Source organism: Streptosporangium sp. NPDC001559, assembly GCF_042893955.1.
Taxonomy (GTDB): domain Bacteria; phylum Actinomycetota; class Actinomycetes; order Streptosporangiales; family Streptosporangiaceae; genus Streptosporangium.
The window spans coordinates 379,443-396,388 of record NZ_JBIAVG010000004.1 but is presented as its reverse complement, the minus strand read 5'-3'; the positions used below and the strand labels follow the sequence as shown (position 1 = coordinate 396,388).

20 protein-coding genes and 1 CRISPR repeat array (1 of these 21 only partly in view) are annotated in these 16,946 nt (G+C 67.0%); of the genes, 3 read left to right on the top strand and 17 right to left on the bottom strand.

Annotated elements, in window-relative coordinates; genetic code table 11:
* Positions 1-59 precede the first annotated feature (59 nt).
* The 15 genes from ACFYY8_RS11885 to ACFYY8_RS11815 form a co-directional block, all read right to left on the bottom strand.
* Positions 60-1,283, bottom strand: a complete 1,224-nt coding sequence (locus ACFYY8_RS11885; protein WP_390039803.1) for a DUF3631 domain-containing protein — start codon at positions 1,281-1,283, stop codon at positions 60-62.
* Positions 1,280-2,197 carry a bifunctional DNA primase/polymerase gene (locus ACFYY8_RS11880; RefSeq protein WP_390039801.1) on the bottom strand — a complete coding sequence of 306 codons (918 nt, stop codon included), beginning with the start codon at positions 2,195-2,197 and terminating at the stop codon, positions 1,280-1,282. Before ACFYY8_RS11880 ends, ACFYY8_RS11885 begins: the two co-directional genes overlap by 4 nt.
* Positions 2,194-2,346 (bottom strand): hypothetical protein, encoded by a 153-nt coding sequence (locus ACFYY8_RS11875; RefSeq protein WP_390039799.1) that lies wholly within the window; start codon positions 2,344-2,346, stop codon positions 2,194-2,196. The genes ACFYY8_RS11880 and ACFYY8_RS11875 overlap by 4 nt, the downstream gene beginning before the upstream one ends.
* 15 nt (positions 2,347-2,361) lie before the next feature.
* Positions 2,362-2,637, bottom strand: a complete 276-nt coding sequence (locus ACFYY8_RS11870) for a hypothetical protein (RefSeq protein ID WP_390039797.1) — start codon at positions 2,635-2,637, stop codon at positions 2,362-2,364.
* Positions 2,638-2,828: 191 nt separating this feature from the next.
* Positions 2,829-4,970: a hypothetical protein gene (locus ACFYY8_RS11865; RefSeq protein ID WP_390039796.1), complete on the bottom strand. Its 2,142-nt coding sequence runs from the start codon at positions 4,968-4,970 to the stop codon at positions 2,829-2,831.
* Positions 4,971-5,012: 42 nt separating this feature from the next.
* Positions 5,013-6,743, bottom strand: coding sequence for a hypothetical protein (locus ACFYY8_RS11860; protein WP_390039794.1), 1,731 nt, complete (start codon positions 6,741-6,743; stop codon positions 5,013-5,015).
* Positions 6,743-7,024, bottom strand: coding sequence for a hypothetical protein (locus tag ACFYY8_RS11855; RefSeq protein WP_390039792.1), 282 nt, complete (start codon positions 7,022-7,024; stop codon positions 6,743-6,745). Before ACFYY8_RS11855 ends, ACFYY8_RS11860 begins: the two co-directional genes overlap by 1 nt.
* Entirely contained in the window at positions 7,024-8,064 is a 1,041-nt protein-coding gene (locus ACFYY8_RS11850; RefSeq protein WP_390039790.1) for a hypothetical protein, read from the bottom strand. The genes ACFYY8_RS11855 and ACFYY8_RS11850 overlap by 1 nt, the downstream gene beginning before the upstream one ends.
* Entirely contained in the window at positions 8,061-8,309 is a 249-nt protein-coding gene (locus tag ACFYY8_RS11845; protein ID WP_390039788.1) for a hypothetical protein, read from the bottom strand. The genes ACFYY8_RS11850 and ACFYY8_RS11845 overlap by 4 nt, the downstream gene beginning before the upstream one ends.
* A complete protein-coding gene (locus tag ACFYY8_RS11840) occupies positions 8,306-9,007 on the bottom strand; it encodes a M48 family metalloprotease (RefSeq protein WP_390039786.1) in 702 nt (233 codons plus the stop codon). Before ACFYY8_RS11840 ends, ACFYY8_RS11845 begins: the two co-directional genes overlap by 4 nt.
* Complete coding sequence (locus ACFYY8_RS11835) at positions 9,004-9,471, bottom strand: hypothetical protein (RefSeq protein ID WP_390039784.1); 468 nt, start codon at positions 9,469-9,471, stop codon at positions 9,004-9,006. Before ACFYY8_RS11835 ends, ACFYY8_RS11840 begins: the two co-directional genes overlap by 4 nt.
* 171 nt (positions 9,472-9,642) lie before the next feature.
* The gene (locus ACFYY8_RS11830) at positions 9,643-10,212 is read right to left on the bottom strand and encodes a WhiB family transcriptional regulator (protein WP_390039782.1); all 570 of its coding nucleotides are present in this window, start codon (positions 10,210-10,212) and stop codon (positions 9,643-9,645) included.
* A gap of 101 nt (positions 10,213-10,313) precedes the next feature.
* Entirely contained in the window at positions 10,314-10,448 is a 135-nt protein-coding gene (locus tag ACFYY8_RS11825) for a hypothetical protein (RefSeq protein ID WP_390039780.1), read from the bottom strand.
* 36 nt (positions 10,449-10,484) lie between these two features.
* Entirely contained in the window at positions 10,485-10,655 is a 171-nt protein-coding gene (locus ACFYY8_RS11820; RefSeq protein ID WP_390039778.1) for a hypothetical protein, read from the bottom strand.
* 15 nt (positions 10,656-10,670) lie between these two features.
* Positions 10,671-11,504 (bottom strand): DUF4097 family beta strand repeat-containing protein, encoded by an 834-nt coding sequence (locus ACFYY8_RS11815; protein ID WP_390039776.1) that lies wholly within the window; start codon positions 11,502-11,504, stop codon positions 10,671-10,673.
* A 362-nt stretch (positions 11,505-11,866) separates the two neighbouring features.
* Here ACFYY8_RS11815 and ACFYY8_RS11810 point away from each other — a divergent pair, with 362 nt between their 5' ends.
* From ACFYY8_RS11810 to ACFYY8_RS11800, 3 genes are read left to right on the top strand one after another with little or no spacing between them, the layout of a single operon-like run.
* Positions 11,867-12,721: a GntR family transcriptional regulator gene (locus tag ACFYY8_RS11810; RefSeq protein WP_390039774.1), complete on the top strand. Its 855-nt coding sequence runs from the start codon at positions 11,867-11,869 to the stop codon at positions 12,719-12,721.
* Positions 12,721-13,254: a guanylate kinase gene (locus ACFYY8_RS11805; RefSeq protein WP_390039772.1), complete on the top strand. Its 534-nt coding sequence runs from the start codon at positions 12,721-12,723 to the stop codon at positions 13,252-13,254. Before ACFYY8_RS11810 ends, ACFYY8_RS11805 begins: the two co-directional genes overlap by 1 nt.
* Positions 13,255-13,265: 11 nt before the next feature.
* Positions 13,266-13,919 carry an HAD family hydrolase gene (locus ACFYY8_RS11800; protein WP_390039770.1) on the top strand — a complete coding sequence of 218 codons (654 nt, stop codon included), beginning with the start codon at positions 13,266-13,268 and terminating at the stop codon, positions 13,917-13,919.
* Positions 13,920-13,969: 50 nt separating this feature from the next.
* Here ACFYY8_RS11800 and ACFYY8_RS11795 read toward each other — a convergent pair whose 3' ends face one another.
* Positions 13,970-15,043: a hypothetical protein gene (locus tag ACFYY8_RS11795; protein WP_390039768.1), complete on the bottom strand. Its 1,074-nt coding sequence runs from the start codon at positions 15,041-15,043 to the stop codon at positions 13,970-13,972.
* Between the two features lie 59 nt (positions 15,044-15,102).
* On the bottom strand, positions 15,103-16,179 hold the full coding sequence (locus ACFYY8_RS11790) for an MrcB family domain-containing protein (RefSeq protein ID WP_390039766.1): 1,077 nt from the start codon (positions 16,177-16,179) through the stop codon (positions 15,103-15,105).
* 646 nt (positions 16,180-16,825) lie between these two features.
* Positions 16,826-16,946: direct repeats of the CRISPR family, unit length 29 nt; unit sequence GTCCTCATCAGCCCTACGAGGGTTCGCAA; it runs 42 nt beyond the window's last position.

Here is a 16,946-nt window from a genome sequence, read left to right as displayed (position 1 = left end):
TGGGACGGCTTGCGGCGTGGGACGGCTCAAGCCGTCCCACGGGATCTGACGTGGGACGGCTAAGCCGTCCCAGGAATCGGAGCCGTCCCAGCCTGACCTGCACTGATGATGCTGGGACGGCTGGGACGGCTACCCCCCGGGAAGGGCAACACGTCCCCCTCCGAAGGCGGCTCGGGAGCCTCGACGCCGGGGCAGTAGCGCGACCAGGCATCGGCGAAATCGATGCGGTTGTACCCCTTGGCCTGGGTGCCGTCAGGGAAGCGGATGTTGGCCGATCTGATGTCGTACTCGCGCAGGATCGCCCCCAGCCTCATCGCGGTCAGCCCGGCCGGGCCGACCGTGGCCCACGGGGCTTCCGGATCGGCCTTGAGACGGTCCAGCAGCACCGCAGTGGACAGGGCGGGAGCCCCACCGAAAGCCGCGCGGCAGTCGGTCAGCAGCCGGACTCGCGGGGAGGGCTGGCCCGCGTCGTCGGCTTCGGCGGTCAGGGCCAGCACCGCGGCGCGGGCGCGGTCGGGCCAGTTGCCCCCGGCGTGGTCGGCGACGGCGACGAGGGGTTCCCAGGTGTCGGCGGCCCGGTCCTCGACCGGCATGGCGGGTTCGGCGGCTTCCAGGGTGGCCAGGTCGGCGCGCAGCCACGTGGACAGGTCGGCGGCCAACTGGCGCAGCGGCGGCCGGTCGCGCCGGTGCCGGTAGGGCGACACCGTCTCCCCCGGGCTACGCCGACGCATGCGGACGACGACGGCGCGGTCTTCGATCGTGTCGGGCATGGCGCCGATCCCGGCGAGTGCGGCCATGGCGAACGTGGGGATCGACTCGACGCGGTTGGTCGCGGCGTCGTACCGCTTGGCCGGGCGGTTCCTCTGGTGGCCCGCGTTGAGCAGCCCGCGCAGGTCCTCGTTCCCGTCAGCCTTGGGGCCGAAGATCGTGTCGGCTTCATCGACGAGCATGGTGGGCGGGTCGTCGGAGATGCTGCGGTAGACGGCGGCACTGCTGCTGTTGACGGTGATGAACGGCTCGTGGCAGGTGGCCTCGACCACGTCGAGCAGCCTCGACTTGCCGCACCGCTTCTCGGGGGCGCGGATCACGAGGCGGGGGGCGTGTGCCCATGCGGGCTGGGCGTGGGTGGCGGCGATCCACAGGGTGACCGCGTCGGCGGCCTCCTCGGTCGGCAGGATGACGTACCGGGTGAGGGCGGCGCGCAGCCGGTCGAGCAGGTCGGCGCCGCTGGTGATGGGTTCGGGCATCGGGTCTCCTCCGGTGTGGGTCGGGGTGGTGGTCATGCGGCGATCGTCCGGGGTCGGCGGGCACCGTTCTTGAGGCCAGAGGCGACGGTGAGGCGGGTTTCGCCGGTGCTCAGCCCGATGCCGACCCCCTCATGTTCAAGCAGGGTTGTGACCTCGCTCTCGGCGAGCGCGCCACCGGCGACGAGTTGGCCCAGGGCGGTTGCGGCCATGTACAACGTCCAGTTGCGCTGGCCCTCTTGGGCGTTGGCCACCTGCTCCAGTTCGCGGGTGAGTACCGCGCGCAGGTAGGCGCCGCGCCGGGTGTCGGGCAGGGCCAGGTGTACCGGCTTGGGCGCCGTCCGGGGCGGAGGAACAAGCTGCTTGAACATTAGGGGGGGAAGAGGGGCCGGGGGCGCGTTGTACAGCACCTCATAGGGGCCGGTGCCGTCCGGCAGGTCCACGTAGCTGCCGGGGCCGACGACATAGCCGCCGTGGCCGCGGGTGTCGATCAGCCACCCCAGTCCGTTGCCTTTGTCGCCCTCGGTGTTGCCCAGCCGTGCCCCGTCGGGGGCGGTGTAGTACAGGTGGGTTCCGCCTCTGCGGGTGCGGACGGTGAACGTCTCGAACGGCAGGGGTTCTCCAGCGCGTTCGAAGATGAGGGCCAGCACATCGGCGCCCTCGGTCACCCCCGGCAGGTCCCAAGGGGCTGGGGGGCGAAGCCCCTCCTTCCCGGGTTTGGGGGTGTCGAGGTCAACGACGACCAGACCGGACGGGCCGCACGCGATGCCGACGTTCCACGGCGTTCGCGACCACCACCGCCGGATTAGGCCGGGGTCAGTGGTGGCGTTGGCCTCCCAGTCGGTGAAGCCCTTGGCGGGGGGCTTGTCGTGGACGGCAAGGGGGAAGACGTGCCAGCCACGGGCGGCAGCGGCCAGCGCGTAGCGCAGCCGGTCAGACGATGGGAGCGTCACGGAAGCCGGACCTCCAGATAGACGCGGACCTGACGGCTGGTGCCTCGCATCGGGTACGGCGCGGACACCTCGATCACGTCGAAGGTCTGGGTGAGAAGGTCTACGGCCTGGGCGGTCTCGTCGGGCAGGCCAATGAGGCGGATCTTCACGGGTCTCCTGTCGGGTCAGTGGATGTTGAGGAGGCGGGCGCCGGGGCGGGCGCGTTCGCCGATGCCGGTGCAGTCGGGGCATCGGCCGTTGGAGCGGTAAAGAAGAGCGCTTCGGCGGTAGCCGGTGCCACGGCAGGGGCGGCAGGTGGCATACGGCCGTCGGGCCAGCAGCCGCCGGTAACCGACGAGGGCGGCGGTCAGCACCGGCACGAGCAGAAGGACGAACGTCGTCAGGTGGAAGACGGTGACGGCAGTGAGAGCGAGCAGGGACAGTAAGACGGCTTTGGGCATGCGGACCACGACCTTCGGCGGGCGTGCGGACAGGTGGGTGTGACCCCCTGTGACCCCCTCACGGGAAAGGGGGGTCTGGGGCCGTTTCAGGGCTCAGGGAGGGGGTGGGGTGTGACCCGCACAGGGGGTCACACCCCACGTTTTCGCTGCTCAGGGGGTGCACAGGGGGGTCACACCCGGGGGTGTGCGGGTCACAGGGGGTGTGACCCCCCTGTGACCCCCGGGTGTGACCCGGGGGTGTGACCCCCCGCGGCGGCCTGGAAGTCCTCCAGGGCGTAGCCGCGGCCCCGCTCACCGAACCGCTTGAACGGCTGAGTGAGGGGGGTGATGCCGTAGGGGCGCAGCGCGTCGGCCAGGTCGGTCTGGGTCAGGCCGAGAGCGGTGGCGAGTTCGGCCGAGTGCAGCCGTTCGGCGTCGGCGGCGGCGAACACGCCCAGGGCGCGCCGGATGATTTCCGGGATCGGCGCGGCGTTCTCCGGGGCGGCCTGGGTTCCGTTGCCGGGGCCGACGGGGTGGATCTGCTCGGCGCGCAGCGGGCGGCGTGGGTCGGGCCAGTTGGCGGCGTCCGCCATCGAGGCGGGGGCCGGGCGGCGCTGGATCAGGGTCAGGGGGTCGGCCCAGGTGCTGGCGTCGGCCCCGCCGGGCAGCATGGTCAGGTGACGTCCGGCCGGGCGCTCGACGGCGCCTGCGGCCGGGACGGCGGGCAGGTTCGGGACCTCCTCGTCGTGGTCGGTGTTGTTGGCGCGGTCGGTGAAGACGCGGCGCATCCGGTCGTAGCGGGCGGCATAGGCCGGTCCGGCGGCCTGAGCGGACGCGACGTCCAAGTCCGGGCGGATGTCGGCCACGGCCAGCGCCGCCTCTTCGATCTGGGCGGGCAGCACGTTGTAGGCCCGGAACGGTCGTGGGGTCGAGCCGTCGAAGGACAGGAAGCCGGTTCCCTTGCCCGCGAGTTGTTCCAAGCTGAGTTTGCCGCCGGTCGTCCAGCCGAACATGTGGCTGAGTTCTTCCTGGTCAGGCCCATACATCTGGATACGGACCCCGGACTGCTTGCGCATGTTGACCGGCACCAGGTCGCCGGTCGGCCGCAGGGAAGACAGGATGATGTTGACCGCTTCGTTGCGGCCGATGTTCTGGAGTTCCTCGATCAGCTTGCACAGGTCCCGGTCGCCGACGGCCTGGGCGCCCTCGTCGATGACGATCGTGATCTGAGGCAGGTCAGCACTGACCGGCAGCAGGTTCGTGTTGTGCTGCCGCTTGAGCTTCCGGTAACTGGCCTTGCGGTGCTTGGCGATCTCGATCCCGGCGGCCAGCATGACCTTTCCCTCGGCCAGGTTCGGTGCGGCCCAGTCGATCGGGCACCGCCGCACCCGACCATCGAGCCACACGTCCACCCACGGCTGGGTCAACCCACCGCCGTTGAGGTCGAGGTGCCAGACCAGGTTGTCGCGGCAGCGGCCCAGCGCCACCGAGACGTCTTGCAGCAGGGTCGTCTTACCCGACCCGCGCTTTCCAGCGATCAGCCCGGCCTCCTCACGCACCTCGACCCCGGCCGGGTCGCTGTTGGAGTACTCACCCAACACGATCGGGTCGAGGATCGAGCGGGGGCTGTAGTCGGCCGGGTAGCCGACCGTCTGGCCCAGCCGGTTGACGGTCGAGACCCGAAGCACCACCCGGGACCGGCCCTGACCTTCCACCCCGAGGACTTCGACGCTGCACCCTTCGGGCAGGTCAGCGGAGGTGGCCAGGGACTCGGCGCGGCTGGCCAGGTCATTCCTGGTGGCGCCGCTGGGCGGCAGGGTCAGGAACACGTCGTATCCGGCGCCGTTGGGCCAGGTGGTCACGTCGGTCACGGTGACCGCCACCCGGCAGATCCGGCGAATGCGTTCCTCCCACTCGATGCCCAACCGGGCCGTGGAGCGCAGCACCAGCGCGGAGGAGGGGCGGCCGGAGGCCGGGCGGGGGGCCGCCCGGCCGATGGAGGCGGTCATCCCGGCGACCAGGGCACCGACACCGAGTGAGGCCCAGGCGCCTTGGGTCCAGGGGGTGGTGATGAGGGTGTAGGTCCACCAGGACCCGGCCCCGATCCAGCAGCCCAGCCGGTACAGCAAAGCGCTTGGGCCGTGGTTGTGGTGGGCACTGACCAGGACCGTGCCCAGCGCCCCGGCAGCGGTGGCCACCCCACCCCACAGCGGCGACAGCCCGGCGGCGTGGCCGACGGTCGCGGCGGCGGCCAGGGCCAGCGTGCCCTGCACGGTCGCCGAGACGGCGCCCCGCGGTTGAAGGGACCAATCGACAGCAGGACGTTGGGCGTTCTTGGTCGTGGTCGTGCCCACCAGCGTTCTCCTTTCTCGTCTCGGTCAGGGGGCGGTGCGCCGCTACATGCGGCCGACGTCCCACTTCGGTTCGCCGGTGCGGGGGGCATCCCCGCGGGCCAGGTCGGCGGCGTGGACGGTGCGGAAGACGGTGACGACCTGCTCGGCGAGCGGCACGAGCTGGGCCATCGCGGCGTACAGGTCGTGCAGCGCCTCACCCACGGGCGCCTCGATCGGGTACTCCCCGCCCTGCAACCGCATGGTGTAGGTCCGCAGGGCGAGGGCGACGTTGGCGGGGATCTCGGGAAGCTGCTCGATCTCCCGGGCGACCGTCCACATGTCGTCGGGGGCGTAGCCGGACGCGGCGCCGTTCAGCTCAGCTGTGGCGGCGGCGAGAGGGTTGTTGCTCACGGTTCTCCTCCTGAAAGCGGTCGGTGCGGGAGTGGAAGGGACCGGACCCGTGGGGGCACCGGTCGGGGTCGAGGTGGGCGTGTTCGCGGTGGCCGGTTCGGGGTGGCGGGTGAAGCGGATGCGGTAACCGCACGGGCACTCGACGGTGTGTGCGTCGCCCGTCCGGGCGACGGTGATCGTGTGCTTGGTCTGGCATCGGGGACAGGTGACGGTCGCGGTGATGGGCAGCTCACCCTCACCGCCGTGCACCACGCCGGGGCTTTCGTCCTCGGCGGGGGTGTTGGTCTCGGCGGCGTCGGCCGTCGGGTCGGGGGTGGGGTCGTCGGCCGGAGTCTCGACGGGGCCGGTGGAGGCGCGGGCGGCTTTGCGGGCCTTGTAGCGGCCGACGATCCAGGCCAGGAAGGCCATCACGCTCGCGGTCAGCGGAGCGGCCCGGCCGCCCAGCACCGCGGCGCCCCGGCGGCGGGCTGCGCGAAACCCTTTGGCCTCGCGCATGGCCTTCCAGGCGGTCGAGTAGCGGCGTCCGCTGCGGCGATCCACCCACGCCCCGGCCTTCCGCGCGTGGCGTGCAGCTGCTCGACCACCCGCGCGGGCCAGACGCCCCGCGTGACCGAACGCCTTGCCCGCCTTGCCCTTGGTGGCCTTGTTCGCCCAGGCAGCGACCTTACGGGTCTGCTGGACAGCACCGCCCCCGACCTTGCGGGCACGGTGGCCGAAGGCCCGGGTAGCGGCGCCGGCCTTTTGCGCGGCCCGCTGCACGGCCGGGGCCTTCGGCGCTTTCGGACCCTTCGGGGTCTTCGGCGTCTTGCCTGCCTTCGTCCGGCCACCGCCACCGCCGGACCCGCCGGACCCTCGGCCCGACCCGCCCAGCAGACCGCCTCCTCGACCACCCTTGCCGAACAGGGACCGACCGGCGCCCCGTCCTCCGGAGGACCCGCCGAACAGGCCACCGGAACGGCCCGAACGGCCACCGGGCGAGCGGCCACCGCTGAACAACGCGCTGGCCACCCCCGGACCGGTCCGGCGTCCGGAGGAACCCCTGTGGGACGACGACCGTGACGGGCTTGGCTGGTAGCCGCCCCGGCGGGAGGTGTTCTTCTGGTAGCGGTGGCGCAGGTAGGCCACGGTGCCGCCCCCGGCCAGCACCGCACCGCCCACCAGGCCGGGCAGGCCCAGCAGCTGGTAGATCGCGCCCAGCGCCACCGCGCCACCGGACAGACCGCCCGTGGCCAGATGCGCAGCAGGGATGCCCTCGGGGCGCTCCCCGGCCGGGGCCGGTTCAGGGGCGGACGGCTCAGCCGGGGCCGGGGCGGGGGGTTCGGTCGGCTCGACAGGGTCGGCGGGTGCCGGTCCGGGCGGGGTGGCGGTCTCGGTGTCGCTCATCAGCTCACCTCCAGATCGAACAGAGAGGTCTGGTCCGCGCACAGGCCGCACGGCTCCCACAGCTGGTTGCCGTGGGTGCGCGGGGTGCGGCACTGCTGGGCGGCCGGAACCTTCGGCAGCGACAGAACGTGCTCGTTCAGGTCCACCAGGGCCATACGGCGGGCGGCTTGCTCCTCACCGGTCGCCCCGCAAGGGCATGCGAACTGGTAGACGGCGCCGACGTCCCCGGCGGTGCGGGTGATCGTCGGCCGGTGCCGGACCGGTGTGGGCGCGGTGGCCATCACGCGCCCCCGACCAGGGCGTCACGGACGTCTCGGGCTACGTCCATGCCGCACCGCAGCGCCCGGCGAATCGCGGCGGCGGAGGGGAACGGCGGGAGTTCTCCGGCCTGGATCAGCCGTCGCGTCTCGGCCAACTCGGGAGCGAAGTCGCCCTTACCGTCCCCCTTACCGGGGTTACCGGACTCCTCCTCGGCCGGGCCTTCCAGAGGGGTGTTTTCCCTGTACGTAAGGCCAGTAAGGGCACCGGTAAGGGCCTCTGAAAGGCCGGGGGCGGGCAGGGTCGCCAGGACCGACCACAAGGTCGGCAGCAACCAGATCGCGGTCACCGCGCCGAGCGGCCCCAGCGCGTGCACGAGCAGCGGCAGCAGGTCGAACCCGGACCACTGGAGCGCGGGCCAGCAGTTGAGCACGAGCGTCAACCCCAGCAGCAGCGCTTCGGCCTTGAACAGCTTGCGGCCGTGCGAGCTGCTGCGATCGACCGGCCGCCCGCGCATCGCGGCGTACGCCTGAACGGCGACGGCCGCCAGCAGCGGCAGACTCAGAACCGGCTCGACGCCGAAGGCGGCCCACCAACCGGCCGACCCAGGCTCCAGGGTGAGTCCCTTGGCGACGCTGGCCTGCACGCCGATGGAGGAGATGCCCAGGGCGATGGTCGCGGCCGACATCGCCATGACCGTGCTGATCCGCCGCATGCGGGCATCGGCCCAGGCAAGGGTGGTGGGGTCCTGGCTCAGCGCGTACAGCCGCGCGGCCTCAGCCACCCGGGCACGGCGCTTACGCACCTTCGCCGTGTCCACCAGCAGCGGCGCATCGTCAGCCTGCAACTCGACCAGACGGCGGGACTCGGCAACCCGGGCACGCAGCTCACGAACCCGCCGGGTCTCACCGTCCTCCTCAACCGGGGCCACCAGGGGAGTCGGGTCGGCCGGAGCCGGGTCGCGGAGGGCGGCGACCCCGGCGGCGTAACGCTCGATCTCGGCCAGTCCCCGGGCGACCTCTTCCGGGGACGGCTCCGGGGACGGGGTGGGCAGGGTGTTCATGCCGTCACCCCCGGCCGGGGCAGGGCGTTCGGCTCAGCCGAGAAGAACAGGACGTTCGCGCCGTGTCCCTTGCCCGGCATCTGGTCCAGCGCCCACGACAGCAGACCCTCCCGGGTCGATCGGCCGCCCACGTCGAGCGTCCGCATGAGGGTCCACTGCTCGAACCCCCCGCTGTGCACCGGCTGGGAGATGGTCAGGATGATCAGGAACGGCACGGTCGTGGGGGCTTCGGGCTGGTGGCTCATCGGTGTACCTCCGGCGCGAGAACGGGGCGGGTGATGTTGTGGTGGGGGGTGTGCTGCCAGATCAGCGCCCACCACAGCCGCCGGGCCGGGCGGCCCGTGGCGAGGGTGCGGCGTCGGGCGCGGGCGGTCGGGTGCCAGCCGAACACCCACCCGCCGAAGCGGTGAGCGGCCGGTTCAGTGGGCAGGTCGGCCAGCGCGGCGGCCATGATCCGGCGTCCGGGAAGCCCTGCGGCGTCCAGCAGCCGAACGGCGTGGGCGTCGGCGTCGTACTCCTGCAGCCGGGACCGGCGGGCATCCACCAGGTGGACGCCGATCACCAGGACGGCCAGCGCCAGCACGGCCAGCGTGGGAAGGTTCAGGGCCAACCCGCCCAGCAGCGCGGCCTGGGCTGCACGTGCCCGGTAGCGGCGGATGATGCCGTCGCCGTGGTCGAGGGCGTGATGGGCGATCTCGTGAGCGAGCACCCCATACAGCACCTGAGCATCGGAGGTCAGCAGGGAAGGACCGAGGTCGATCCTGTCGACGCCGTTGCAGAGGTTCACCGACGCCCTGGCGTTGTCGTCGAGGTCGGGCGCCAAGGTGATCAGCAGGCCAGGCCGGGTGGTGTGGCAGCGCAGCGCGGCGGCCAGGTCAGCCAGCCCATCCAGCTCGCTCACCGCCTTCTCAGCGGTGACGGCCGGGGGAAGGGCGGTGGTCATGATGCGGGCCTCCTCTCAAGGGCAGAGGTGTGGTGGCCGGTCCACATCCGGTAAAGGGCGGACACGGCGGCGATGTCGGGCAGGTCCTTGGGGCGGAGCGCGGCGCGCTTCCAGGCCAGGACGTCACCCAGGCGCATGAAAGGCAGGCCGTCGATGATGTCGGCAGTGGCGATCAGCCGGTCACTCGACCATCCGGGCGTCCACCGGTCGAAGACCTCGATGTCGGCGTGCGGGTGGTGGATGACCTGGCCGTGCCCGGAAGGGGCCGGGCGGGGGGCGCCGAGTGTGGCGGCGATGGTCCAGGCCGGGCCGGTCGCCAGCACGTCGAGGTCGTTGATGTGGGGGCGCAGGCCGCGCACGTACAGGGCGGCCGATCCGCAGATCACATACGAGCCGTGGGGCAGGCGCAGGCCGGTCAGGGTGGCGAACAGCCCGGCCGGATCGGTCAGCAGGGGCAGGAACATCTCAACCCCCCGAACGGGCCAGGCCGCGGCAGGTGCGGCACTGGCGCAGACGGCGGGCGCCGTGCGTGTGGCAGCGCTGGACCTGGCCGCGGGGACCGGTCGAACAGCGCGGGCACCCAGTCAGCGCGGTGTGGCGCCGGGTGCAGATCGAGCACTGGAACCGGGCGGCCATCACGCCACCCACTGTCCGAACTCATCCGCCCCGTCGAGGTCGGCGGCGTCCTCGACGATCTGCTCGGGCGTACGGCCCGCCCAGATGCCGAAGGAGGGACGGACCTCAGCGGCGTACAGGCCGCAGAACAGGCGCGCGGGGCAGGTGGCGCACACCTCGCGGGCGATCTCCTCGCGGGCGGCCTGCTCGCCGGGCGTCTCGGCGCCGTGCTCGGGGCCGGTGTGCAAGGCGGGGTCGTAGGCGCACTCGGCAAGCGGCACCTCGTCCTCGACCCACCAGGCCGCGTCGAGCTGCTCGTCGGTCATCCGGGACGGGTGCAGGGGCGGCAGGGCCTGGGCGTCGTAGGCGTCGGCGTAGACGCGGGCGATGGCGCCCAGGTCGGTCCCGCTGTGGTTGGTCACGTTGGTGGTGCACACCGTGCCGAACCGGCCGTCGGTGCGCTCGACCACGGCCAGACGCGCGTCCGTGGGCAGGGATGGGTCCCGCAGGCGCAGGCCGTCGGTGATGGGCTCGACCCCGACCGTGTGGCGGTTCGGGGTGGTGGTGTGCAGGCGCGCGAGATTTGCCATGATGGCGAGAACTCCTGACTGCTTAAAGGGTGAGATGGGGTTGTCCGGGGCGGTGCGGAGCTTGGCGGTTGCGCACCGCCCCGGGTCGGTGATGGGGGCGTTCAGCTGGTCGTCTGCCCGTTGTTGCCCTGGCAGAGGGGGCAGGGGTAGGGGCCGGAACCGGGGTTCCAGATCTGGCCGTTGCGGCACTCCGACGGGCACACGTCGGACCTGGTCAGGATCACCAGACGGAGCATGGTGAGGACGCTCCTCACGGAGTCGGGTAGAGCGGGTCAGAGGCTGGTGAGGAAGGCCGCGAGGCTTTCCGCGATGGCGCCGAGACCGGTGATGGCTCGCGTGGTGAGGTCAGCGGCTTTCGCCGGGTCACGGACCACGACGAACAGCGCCAAAGCCAGCACGAGGACACCCAGCGCGCGACGCCAGGGGTGCGAGGAGGGGTACATGGAGCAGGTCTCCGTTCAGCGCGCCGTGACGTAGTTCCGACGAGGACCGAGCACCCGGCCGGAGACGGACTGCGCTTCCACGATCAGCGCGCCAGGGGGCATGTCGTGGGCGACGAGGGTGGTGATGCTGCCGGAGGTCGAGGTGGCGCGGAGACGGCCGGGCAGGGTCGCGGTCACGGTGATGTCGCCGGAGACGGTGGTCAGCTGGGCCGACCCGCCGAAGTCGCGGATGCCGATGTCACCACTGATGGTGCCCAGCACGGCGACCGAGGTCAGGCCCATCCGGATGTTGCCTTCGACCGTCTGCACGCTGGCCGAATCCGTCTTTGAGGCGCGCACGCCGCCGGACCTGGTGGTCGCGGAGAGCGCGGCGGCCTCCGCAACGTCCAGGGTCCCGGAGACGCTGTCGAAAACGACGATGCCCAGAGGCCCGTAGGTGGAGACCCGGGCAGAGCGGGCCTTCACCCGCAGGTTCGACCCGCGCGGCAGGCGGATCGTGGCACGCACGTCCCCACGGCCGGTGACAACGGCGCCGTCACCGAGAATGACCGCCCCGGCCTCGTCGATGACCAGGCCGGTCACAGTGCCGGTGACCACCGTGTGGCGGCTGATGACGGTCACGGTGTCGCGCCCGGAGGCGGGGAGGTTCAGGCGTACGGCGGAGTTGCGGGTGGTCAGGGTGGCGTCCGCGATGGCGCGGGCGGCCAGGCTGTTGGCGGAAGCTTCAAGGGTGATCTCGACGTGGTCGATGTCGTCGGAGATCACCTCGGCGTACCCGTCCGGCATGGCCAGCTCGAAGGCGAGATCGGGCGGGCTCGGGACGGACAGGGTCCGTGTGGTCATGGTCATGAGTGCTCCTTGGTGGAGTACGGATGATGGTCAGCGCAGGGACGAAGCCCTACGCGGGCCGCCTTGTGTCGGGCGGCGGTGGCCCTCTTGCTTCTCTGTTGAGTTCTCAAGGTGTGCGGGTGCGTCTGGCCCGTCGGCTAGAGCGGGTCCGGCAGCGTGGCGCGCGGTCCCGTCGGACCGCCTTCCAAGTGCTCCCGGCTGTGCAGGGCTTGCTACGCCAGGAACCTAACAGTTGAATGGCTTATCTATCAACTGTTAGATCTCAAGATCTTTTTATTGGGCCTCTGAACAGGGAAAATGCGTCCCTATCAACTGATAGGTAGGCTGGTGGTGTACCCGACTGGCGGAAGGATCATCGGCACATGACGGCCCCACGAGAGCGGCTCAATCGCTCCCAGTCCCTGCATCAGCAGGTAGCCCGCAACATCCGCAACGACATCGAGGCTGGTGTACTTCGACATGGCGAAGCGCTGCCGTCATCACGTGAGCTGGCGCAGGAGTGGGGGGTTAGCGTCTTCACGATCACCGAGGCCATGAAGGTGCTGGCCGAAGAGGGCATCGTGGTCAACAAGTCCAGGTCCAAGCGCGTCGTCAACGCTCCTGATCAAACAATCAGGAATGACCTACGCGCACAAAACCCGCACATAATTATCATTGGCGGATATGCGGGTAGCGGAAAGACCGAGCTGGGCAGGATTCTTGCCAGAGAAACGGGCTGGTCGATGCTCGACAAGGACACGATTACACGCCCTGTTGTTGAAGCTGCCCTAGAGATTCTTGACCTCTCCCCGAATGACCGTGAATCCGAGGATTATCTCACCAGGATACGCCCTCGCGAGTATGAAGCACTGATGGCGGCAGTGGAAGAGAATCTAGCTTGCGGCAACAGCGTCATTGCAACCGCGCCGTTCATTCGAGAGTTTAATGACGCCGCATGGCTAGCGCGGACAGAAGCTTCCTTCGCTTCCAAAAGTGCGACAATATCGCTGGTCTGGGTCTATTGCGACCCGAATACCATGCACACCTATATCCGGCATCGGGGTGCGGCACGTGACGCAGCGAAGCTGGGGAATTGGCCCGGCTACCTGTCGAGCATTGACGTGACATTCCGTCCGGCTGTTCCTCATAGCGTGATCGACAATAGTGTGTCCAGCGAGCCCTTGCAGAATCAGGCACGCAATCTCCTTAAGGAGATTCTCGATGCGAAGGAAAGCTGATGCCAGGCATCATCATTTACGGCCCCCCGGCGGCTGGGAAAGACACGATCACGACGGAACTCGAAAAGCTTGATAGGCGGTATCAGGCGTTCGCCCGACTCAAATCCGGAGGCGGCCGCACTCGCGGATATCGCATCACGACCGATTTCGCCATTGCGGAACTCCGGGAGGAGGGTGATGTCATCTGGGAAAACAGCCGATATGGGGCTATCTACGTAGTCGATCGTCCCGGATTGACGCAAAGCCTCGAAGAGGGAATCCCCGTGGTTCACCTTGGGCAGGTTGAAGCTGTCAGCAGGATTACCGAATCAATTCCTGACAGGTGGCTGGTGGTGTCTCTTTGGTGCCCCCGGGACGTAGCCGAAGAGAGAATTGTCGCCCGCGGCTCGACCGACCTAGCAGAGCGACTGCATGCCTGGGATGCAACAGATCCTCTCGTCGGTGCGGACCTAGCCATTAACACAGCCAAGGTTGCACCCGAGAAAGCGGCGCAACTGATCGACGCTGAGGCTCGCAGGACTGTGGACCTGTAAAATACGTGCTTATGCAGCGGCTTGCGCTCTTTGACCTGGACAACACCCTTGTCGACTTGGATCGAGCCTTTGCGGTGTGGGCGACTGAATTTGCCGACCTGCATGGATTAGGTCATGAAGCGGTTGATCTAATGATGTCGCTGGACCGGGCGGGCTATCCCCATCGTGAGGTGTTCTTCGCCAAGATTCGCGAACACTTCGCCCTGCCCGAACCGGCCGGAGAGCTGTGGAGGCAGTACCGCCAGCGCATGCCGTATCTCGTTCGCTGCCAACCTGAAGTTAAGGCTGGGCTTGCGCGACTACGTGCATCTGGCTGGAAAGTGGCCATTGTTACTAACGGAACGGCAGACAACCAGTTTGGGAAGATCCAGCAGACGGGATTGCCCAAGGTAGTGGACGCTTACGTGCTCTCAGGCGTCGAAGGCATCCGCAAGCCAGATCGTAGGCTATTCGAGATAGCCGCCAAACGGTGCGGAATGAGCCTCTGCACCCGAGGCGGATGGATGATCGGAGACAACCTTGTAGCCGACGTAGCCGGCGGGCGTGCAGCAGGACTTCGCACGATTTGGATCAACCGGGGACGCTGGCCTGACCGTGAACATGGCGCGGACTACGTTGCCACAGACGTGCTCCAGGCGATGGAGATTCTGCACAACGAAGCTTGACGAGGGTATCTACTTTGTAGCTCGCTTTTTCTGTAATCAGCACGCTGAAATTAATCGCCCAGGTAAGCTATCACGGCTCGGCGAATTAACTCATATGGGCTGATACCCAAATTCTTTGATTCAAAAATTAGTCGCTGATCGGTGGCGTCATCCCATGCAACGTCTCTGCTGCGCAGATTCTTTTTTTGAGTGGACCATCTGCAATTGTCTGGCTGATAGTCACCTTTTGAGTCAATGCGGTCAATCTGCAGCCCTTTGCTATACCCGTTGGCGATTGACCATTCGAAGAACACTTCGAAATCTTGCCATTCGTCACAAAGTTTTATTCCCTTCTCTCCATACCAGCGGTAGTTTCTGGCGCTGGGAGTGTAACATCGCAGTTTAATTCCCTTCCAAATATTATAGATGCCTCTCCGGTCTGTGCCGTATGCCTCTTTAGATCTCGCCCCGTGAATTCTCATCAACTCTGCAGCGCGCTCACGTTGTAGGCACCCGCAAGATTGAACCTTTTCGTTGAGTAGCATGTAAGCAAGCACATGCTTAGTTTTCCCACAGTCGCATCGAACGGCGACGTGGGTTCGATTTCGTCCATCAGAGCGGGGCTTCAGAAAAGTTTCTGATGTAGTTACTAAGCGCCCAAATCGTGAGCCGACTTCAATTTCTGTTGTAGGACGCCCGCGCTTTCTGCTGCCAGTTTTACTGCAGCCGCAGGATCTACTTTTATTGCGTAATACAACATCGCGGATATCGCGGGTGGTCCCACAGGCGCAGCGGCAAGGGTAGACGGCTTCTAGTCCGTTCGAGCGCGAAGATTTTCTCGGCTGAAGCTTGGGTTCGCCCACTACTTCCCAGCGCCCAAATTTTGATCCAATTGCAATAATTTCACGTTGCGAAACATGGCGGTTTTCATCAAAGAGGCATCCGCATGACTTGGTTTGACTGCGCCGCAAATTAGTTACAGCGACATGCTTTACTTTTCCGCAATCGCAGCGAACGGCTACCCATGCTTGCCTTTGGTATCCTCGATTAATTAGATAAACTTGCCCCACTGTTACAAGCTTGGTAAAGCGTGTACCTATGGGGACTGTTACGACGGGTCGCGCCATATTAAACGTTAGCTCCACGGCGAGGGATTATGGAGTTGTAGCATCTCTTCTAGGGTTGCCGTGCATGTGAGGTGTATTTATTGCGAACAAAGCCCTTCGGATCGTGCGGTCTGTGAGCCACTCCACGTGGTTCCTTCTCGCCACACGCTGGCGATGTTTAGTGTCTCCAAGAGTTGAACGCAGGCGTCGCCGATATATTCATTAAAGACCGCAAGCATTTTCACGTACTCCATGCGGTCTGGGTAGAGAAAATGTCGATAAGACAATAGTTGGCCGATAGCTTCCCGAGTAGCGCTGACGGCGTCACCACGTCGGACCATCTTGACCTCGATAAGCCACTCGTTGCCGTTGTGTACAACGGTCATGTCCCGTGGATGTACTACGGTGTTCGGCGCTAGGCCTAGTGTGATGAGGAATTCGCCGTACTCGCGCACGACTGTCTCATGCATGCGACTTTTAGTGAGCGTCCGTGCAGTGACATTAGCGACGTAGTCGGCGGCGTTCTTAGGCTTGAACTCTGCGGGTCTATCGGTTCCCGTAGTAGGAGTACGGACCGTGGTGACGATCTTTCCCGGGACGGTCTGCCGAACCCCTTCTCGGACGCTAAGAGCTTCTTGATAAAGGCGAACGAACCGGTGAAGGTCCGCAACCATGATGCTCTCGTCAGGCAGGTCGGTAATCTTGTAGGTCGTAGCTAGGACGTTGCCGTATTCGTAATGGACCGGCAGTGCAGCCTTAGAACGCAGATCGATCGTTGCGTCGAGTCCTGCTACCAGCTCCGTGGGAAGAGCATCGCGGATGGCATCAGCCTGCCCTTTGAGGAGTTGACGGCCCCGAGCGGTCCCATGCTGGTCCACAAGCTCTGTCACACCCTGGTTCAGACTCAATGAGACCGTCTGCATATCTTGCGCAAACAGGTATACAACGTACATACCGTTCCGGGCTGTGGCGGTTTCATCGGGATCGAAAACAGCGATCCACGGAACGAAGGCACCAGCCCCCTTGCCTCCGCTCCCTGCGGGGAGGTAGCCGGCCGGGATCCATTGCTGAAGCTCAGTGCTGGCTTGACGCAACAGCTGCTGGGCTTCGCTCGACATGCTGAGCGATCGGTCGTAGGTCTCGCCGATGCGTCCGATAAGTCGCCGCAGCTCCATCGTTCGATCTCCTTGATTTCGGTGTGACGGCCACTGTACGCCGAGCTACCGACAACTGATCACATTAACGGCGGCGCATGGCCTGCGTCGTATTCGCGTCGTTGTGAATGGATTGCGAACCGGGCGGGCGGCGTTTTGGCAGCTCAGATGATGTGTGACCCCCTTCTAGATAGGGCTCTGTAAAACCGTCGGCTCAGCCTACGCAGGTTCAAGTCCTGCACCTGCCACCAGCAGCGAAAAGAGCCCCTGACCAGCAGAGATGCCGGTCAGGGGTTCTTTCGTCATGTCCGGCTGTTCCTGACTGTCGACGGCGCCCTACGGGAGTCTGTGTCGAATACGTGCCGAAGTTGCGGGCCCTGGTCGCGTCCCAGATCCGGCGCATCGCCTCGCCCTGCTGGCCGTGGATGCACTTGGCGTAGTCCTTCAGCAGGACGTCCACGCTGTGCCCGGCCCACTCGGCGACCTGGGGCGCCGGAACACCGGCGTTGAGCCACGTGGAGACGGCAGCGTGCCGAACCTCCGTGGCAAGATGAAGCACCGAAGGTTTTCAGCGAACCCCCAGGGTTTCTGCACTACCGGAGGTTCGCTGAAAAACGGCCCCGAATCTCCCCAGTGATCCGGCCGCTGATCTGCGGCTTTACATTGGGGTCCTCATCAGCCCTACGAGGGTTCGCAACGCGACGTCGACTTCAGCCCGGCCGTCACGGCGTGGCAGGTCCTCATCAGCCCTACGAGGGTTCGCAACCCATTGCTCTCGGCATCGGCGT

Excerpts from the sequence above, each read along its gene's own strand:
- ACFYY8_RS11830 (WP_390039782.1), bottom strand. The coding sequence starts at position 10,212 with ATGGCAAATCTCGCGCGCCTGCACACCACCACCCCGAACCGCCACACG.
- ACFYY8_RS11885 (WP_390039803.1), bottom strand. The coding sequence starts at position 1,283 with ATGACCACCACCCCGACCCACACCGGAGGAGACCCGATGCCCGAACCC.
- ACFYY8_RS11815 (WP_390039776.1), bottom strand. The coding sequence starts at position 11,504 with ATGACCATGACCACACGGACCCTGTCCGTCCCGAGCCCGCCCGATCTC.
- ACFYY8_RS11845 (WP_390039788.1), bottom strand. The coding sequence starts at position 8,309 with ATGAGCCACCAGCCCGAAGCCCCCACGACCGTGCCGTTCCTGATCATC.
- ACFYY8_RS11810 (WP_390039774.1), top strand. The coding sequence starts at position 11,867 with ATGACGGCCCCACGAGAGCGGCTCAATCGCTCCCAGTCCCTGCATCAG.
- ACFYY8_RS11855 (WP_390039792.1), bottom strand. The coding sequence starts at position 7,024 with ATGGCCACCGCGCCCACACCGGTCCGGCACCGGCCGACGATCACCCGC.
- ACFYY8_RS11870 (WP_390039797.1), bottom strand. The coding sequence starts at position 2,637 with ATGCCCAAAGCCGTCTTACTGTCCCTGCTCGCTCTCACTGCCGTCACC.
- ACFYY8_RS11860 (WP_390039794.1), bottom strand. The coding sequence starts at position 6,743 with ATGAGCGACACCGAGACCGCCACCCCGCCCGGACCGGCACCCGCCGAC.
- ACFYY8_RS11840 (WP_390039786.1), bottom strand. The coding sequence starts at position 9,007 with ATGACCACCGCCCTTCCCCCGGCCGTCACCGCTGAGAAGGCGGTGAGC.
- ACFYY8_RS11800 (WP_390039770.1), top strand. The coding sequence starts at position 13,266 with ATGCAGCGGCTTGCGCTCTTTGACCTGGACAACACCCTTGTCGACTTG.
- ACFYY8_RS11805 (WP_390039772.1), top strand. The coding sequence starts at position 12,721 with ATGCCAGGCATCATCATTTACGGCCCCCCGGCGGCTGGGAAAGACACG.
- ACFYY8_RS11825 (WP_390039780.1), bottom strand. The coding sequence starts at position 10,448 with ATGCTCCGTCTGGTGATCCTGACCAGGTCCGACGTGTGCCCGTCGGAG.
- ACFYY8_RS11790 (WP_390039766.1), bottom strand. The coding sequence starts at position 16,179 with ATGGAGCTGCGGCGACTTATCGGACGCATCGGCGAGACCTACGACCGA.
- ACFYY8_RS11850 (WP_390039790.1), bottom strand. The coding sequence starts at position 8,064 with ATGAACACCCTGCCCACCCCGTCCCCGGAGCCGTCCCCGGAAGAGGTC.
- ACFYY8_RS11835 (WP_390039784.1), bottom strand. The coding sequence starts at position 9,471 with ATGTTCCTGCCCCTGCTGACCGATCCGGCCGGGCTGTTCGCCACCCTG.
- ACFYY8_RS11820 (WP_390039778.1), bottom strand. The coding sequence starts at position 10,655 with ATGTACCCCTCCTCGCACCCCTGGCGTCGCGCGCTGGGTGTCCTCGTG.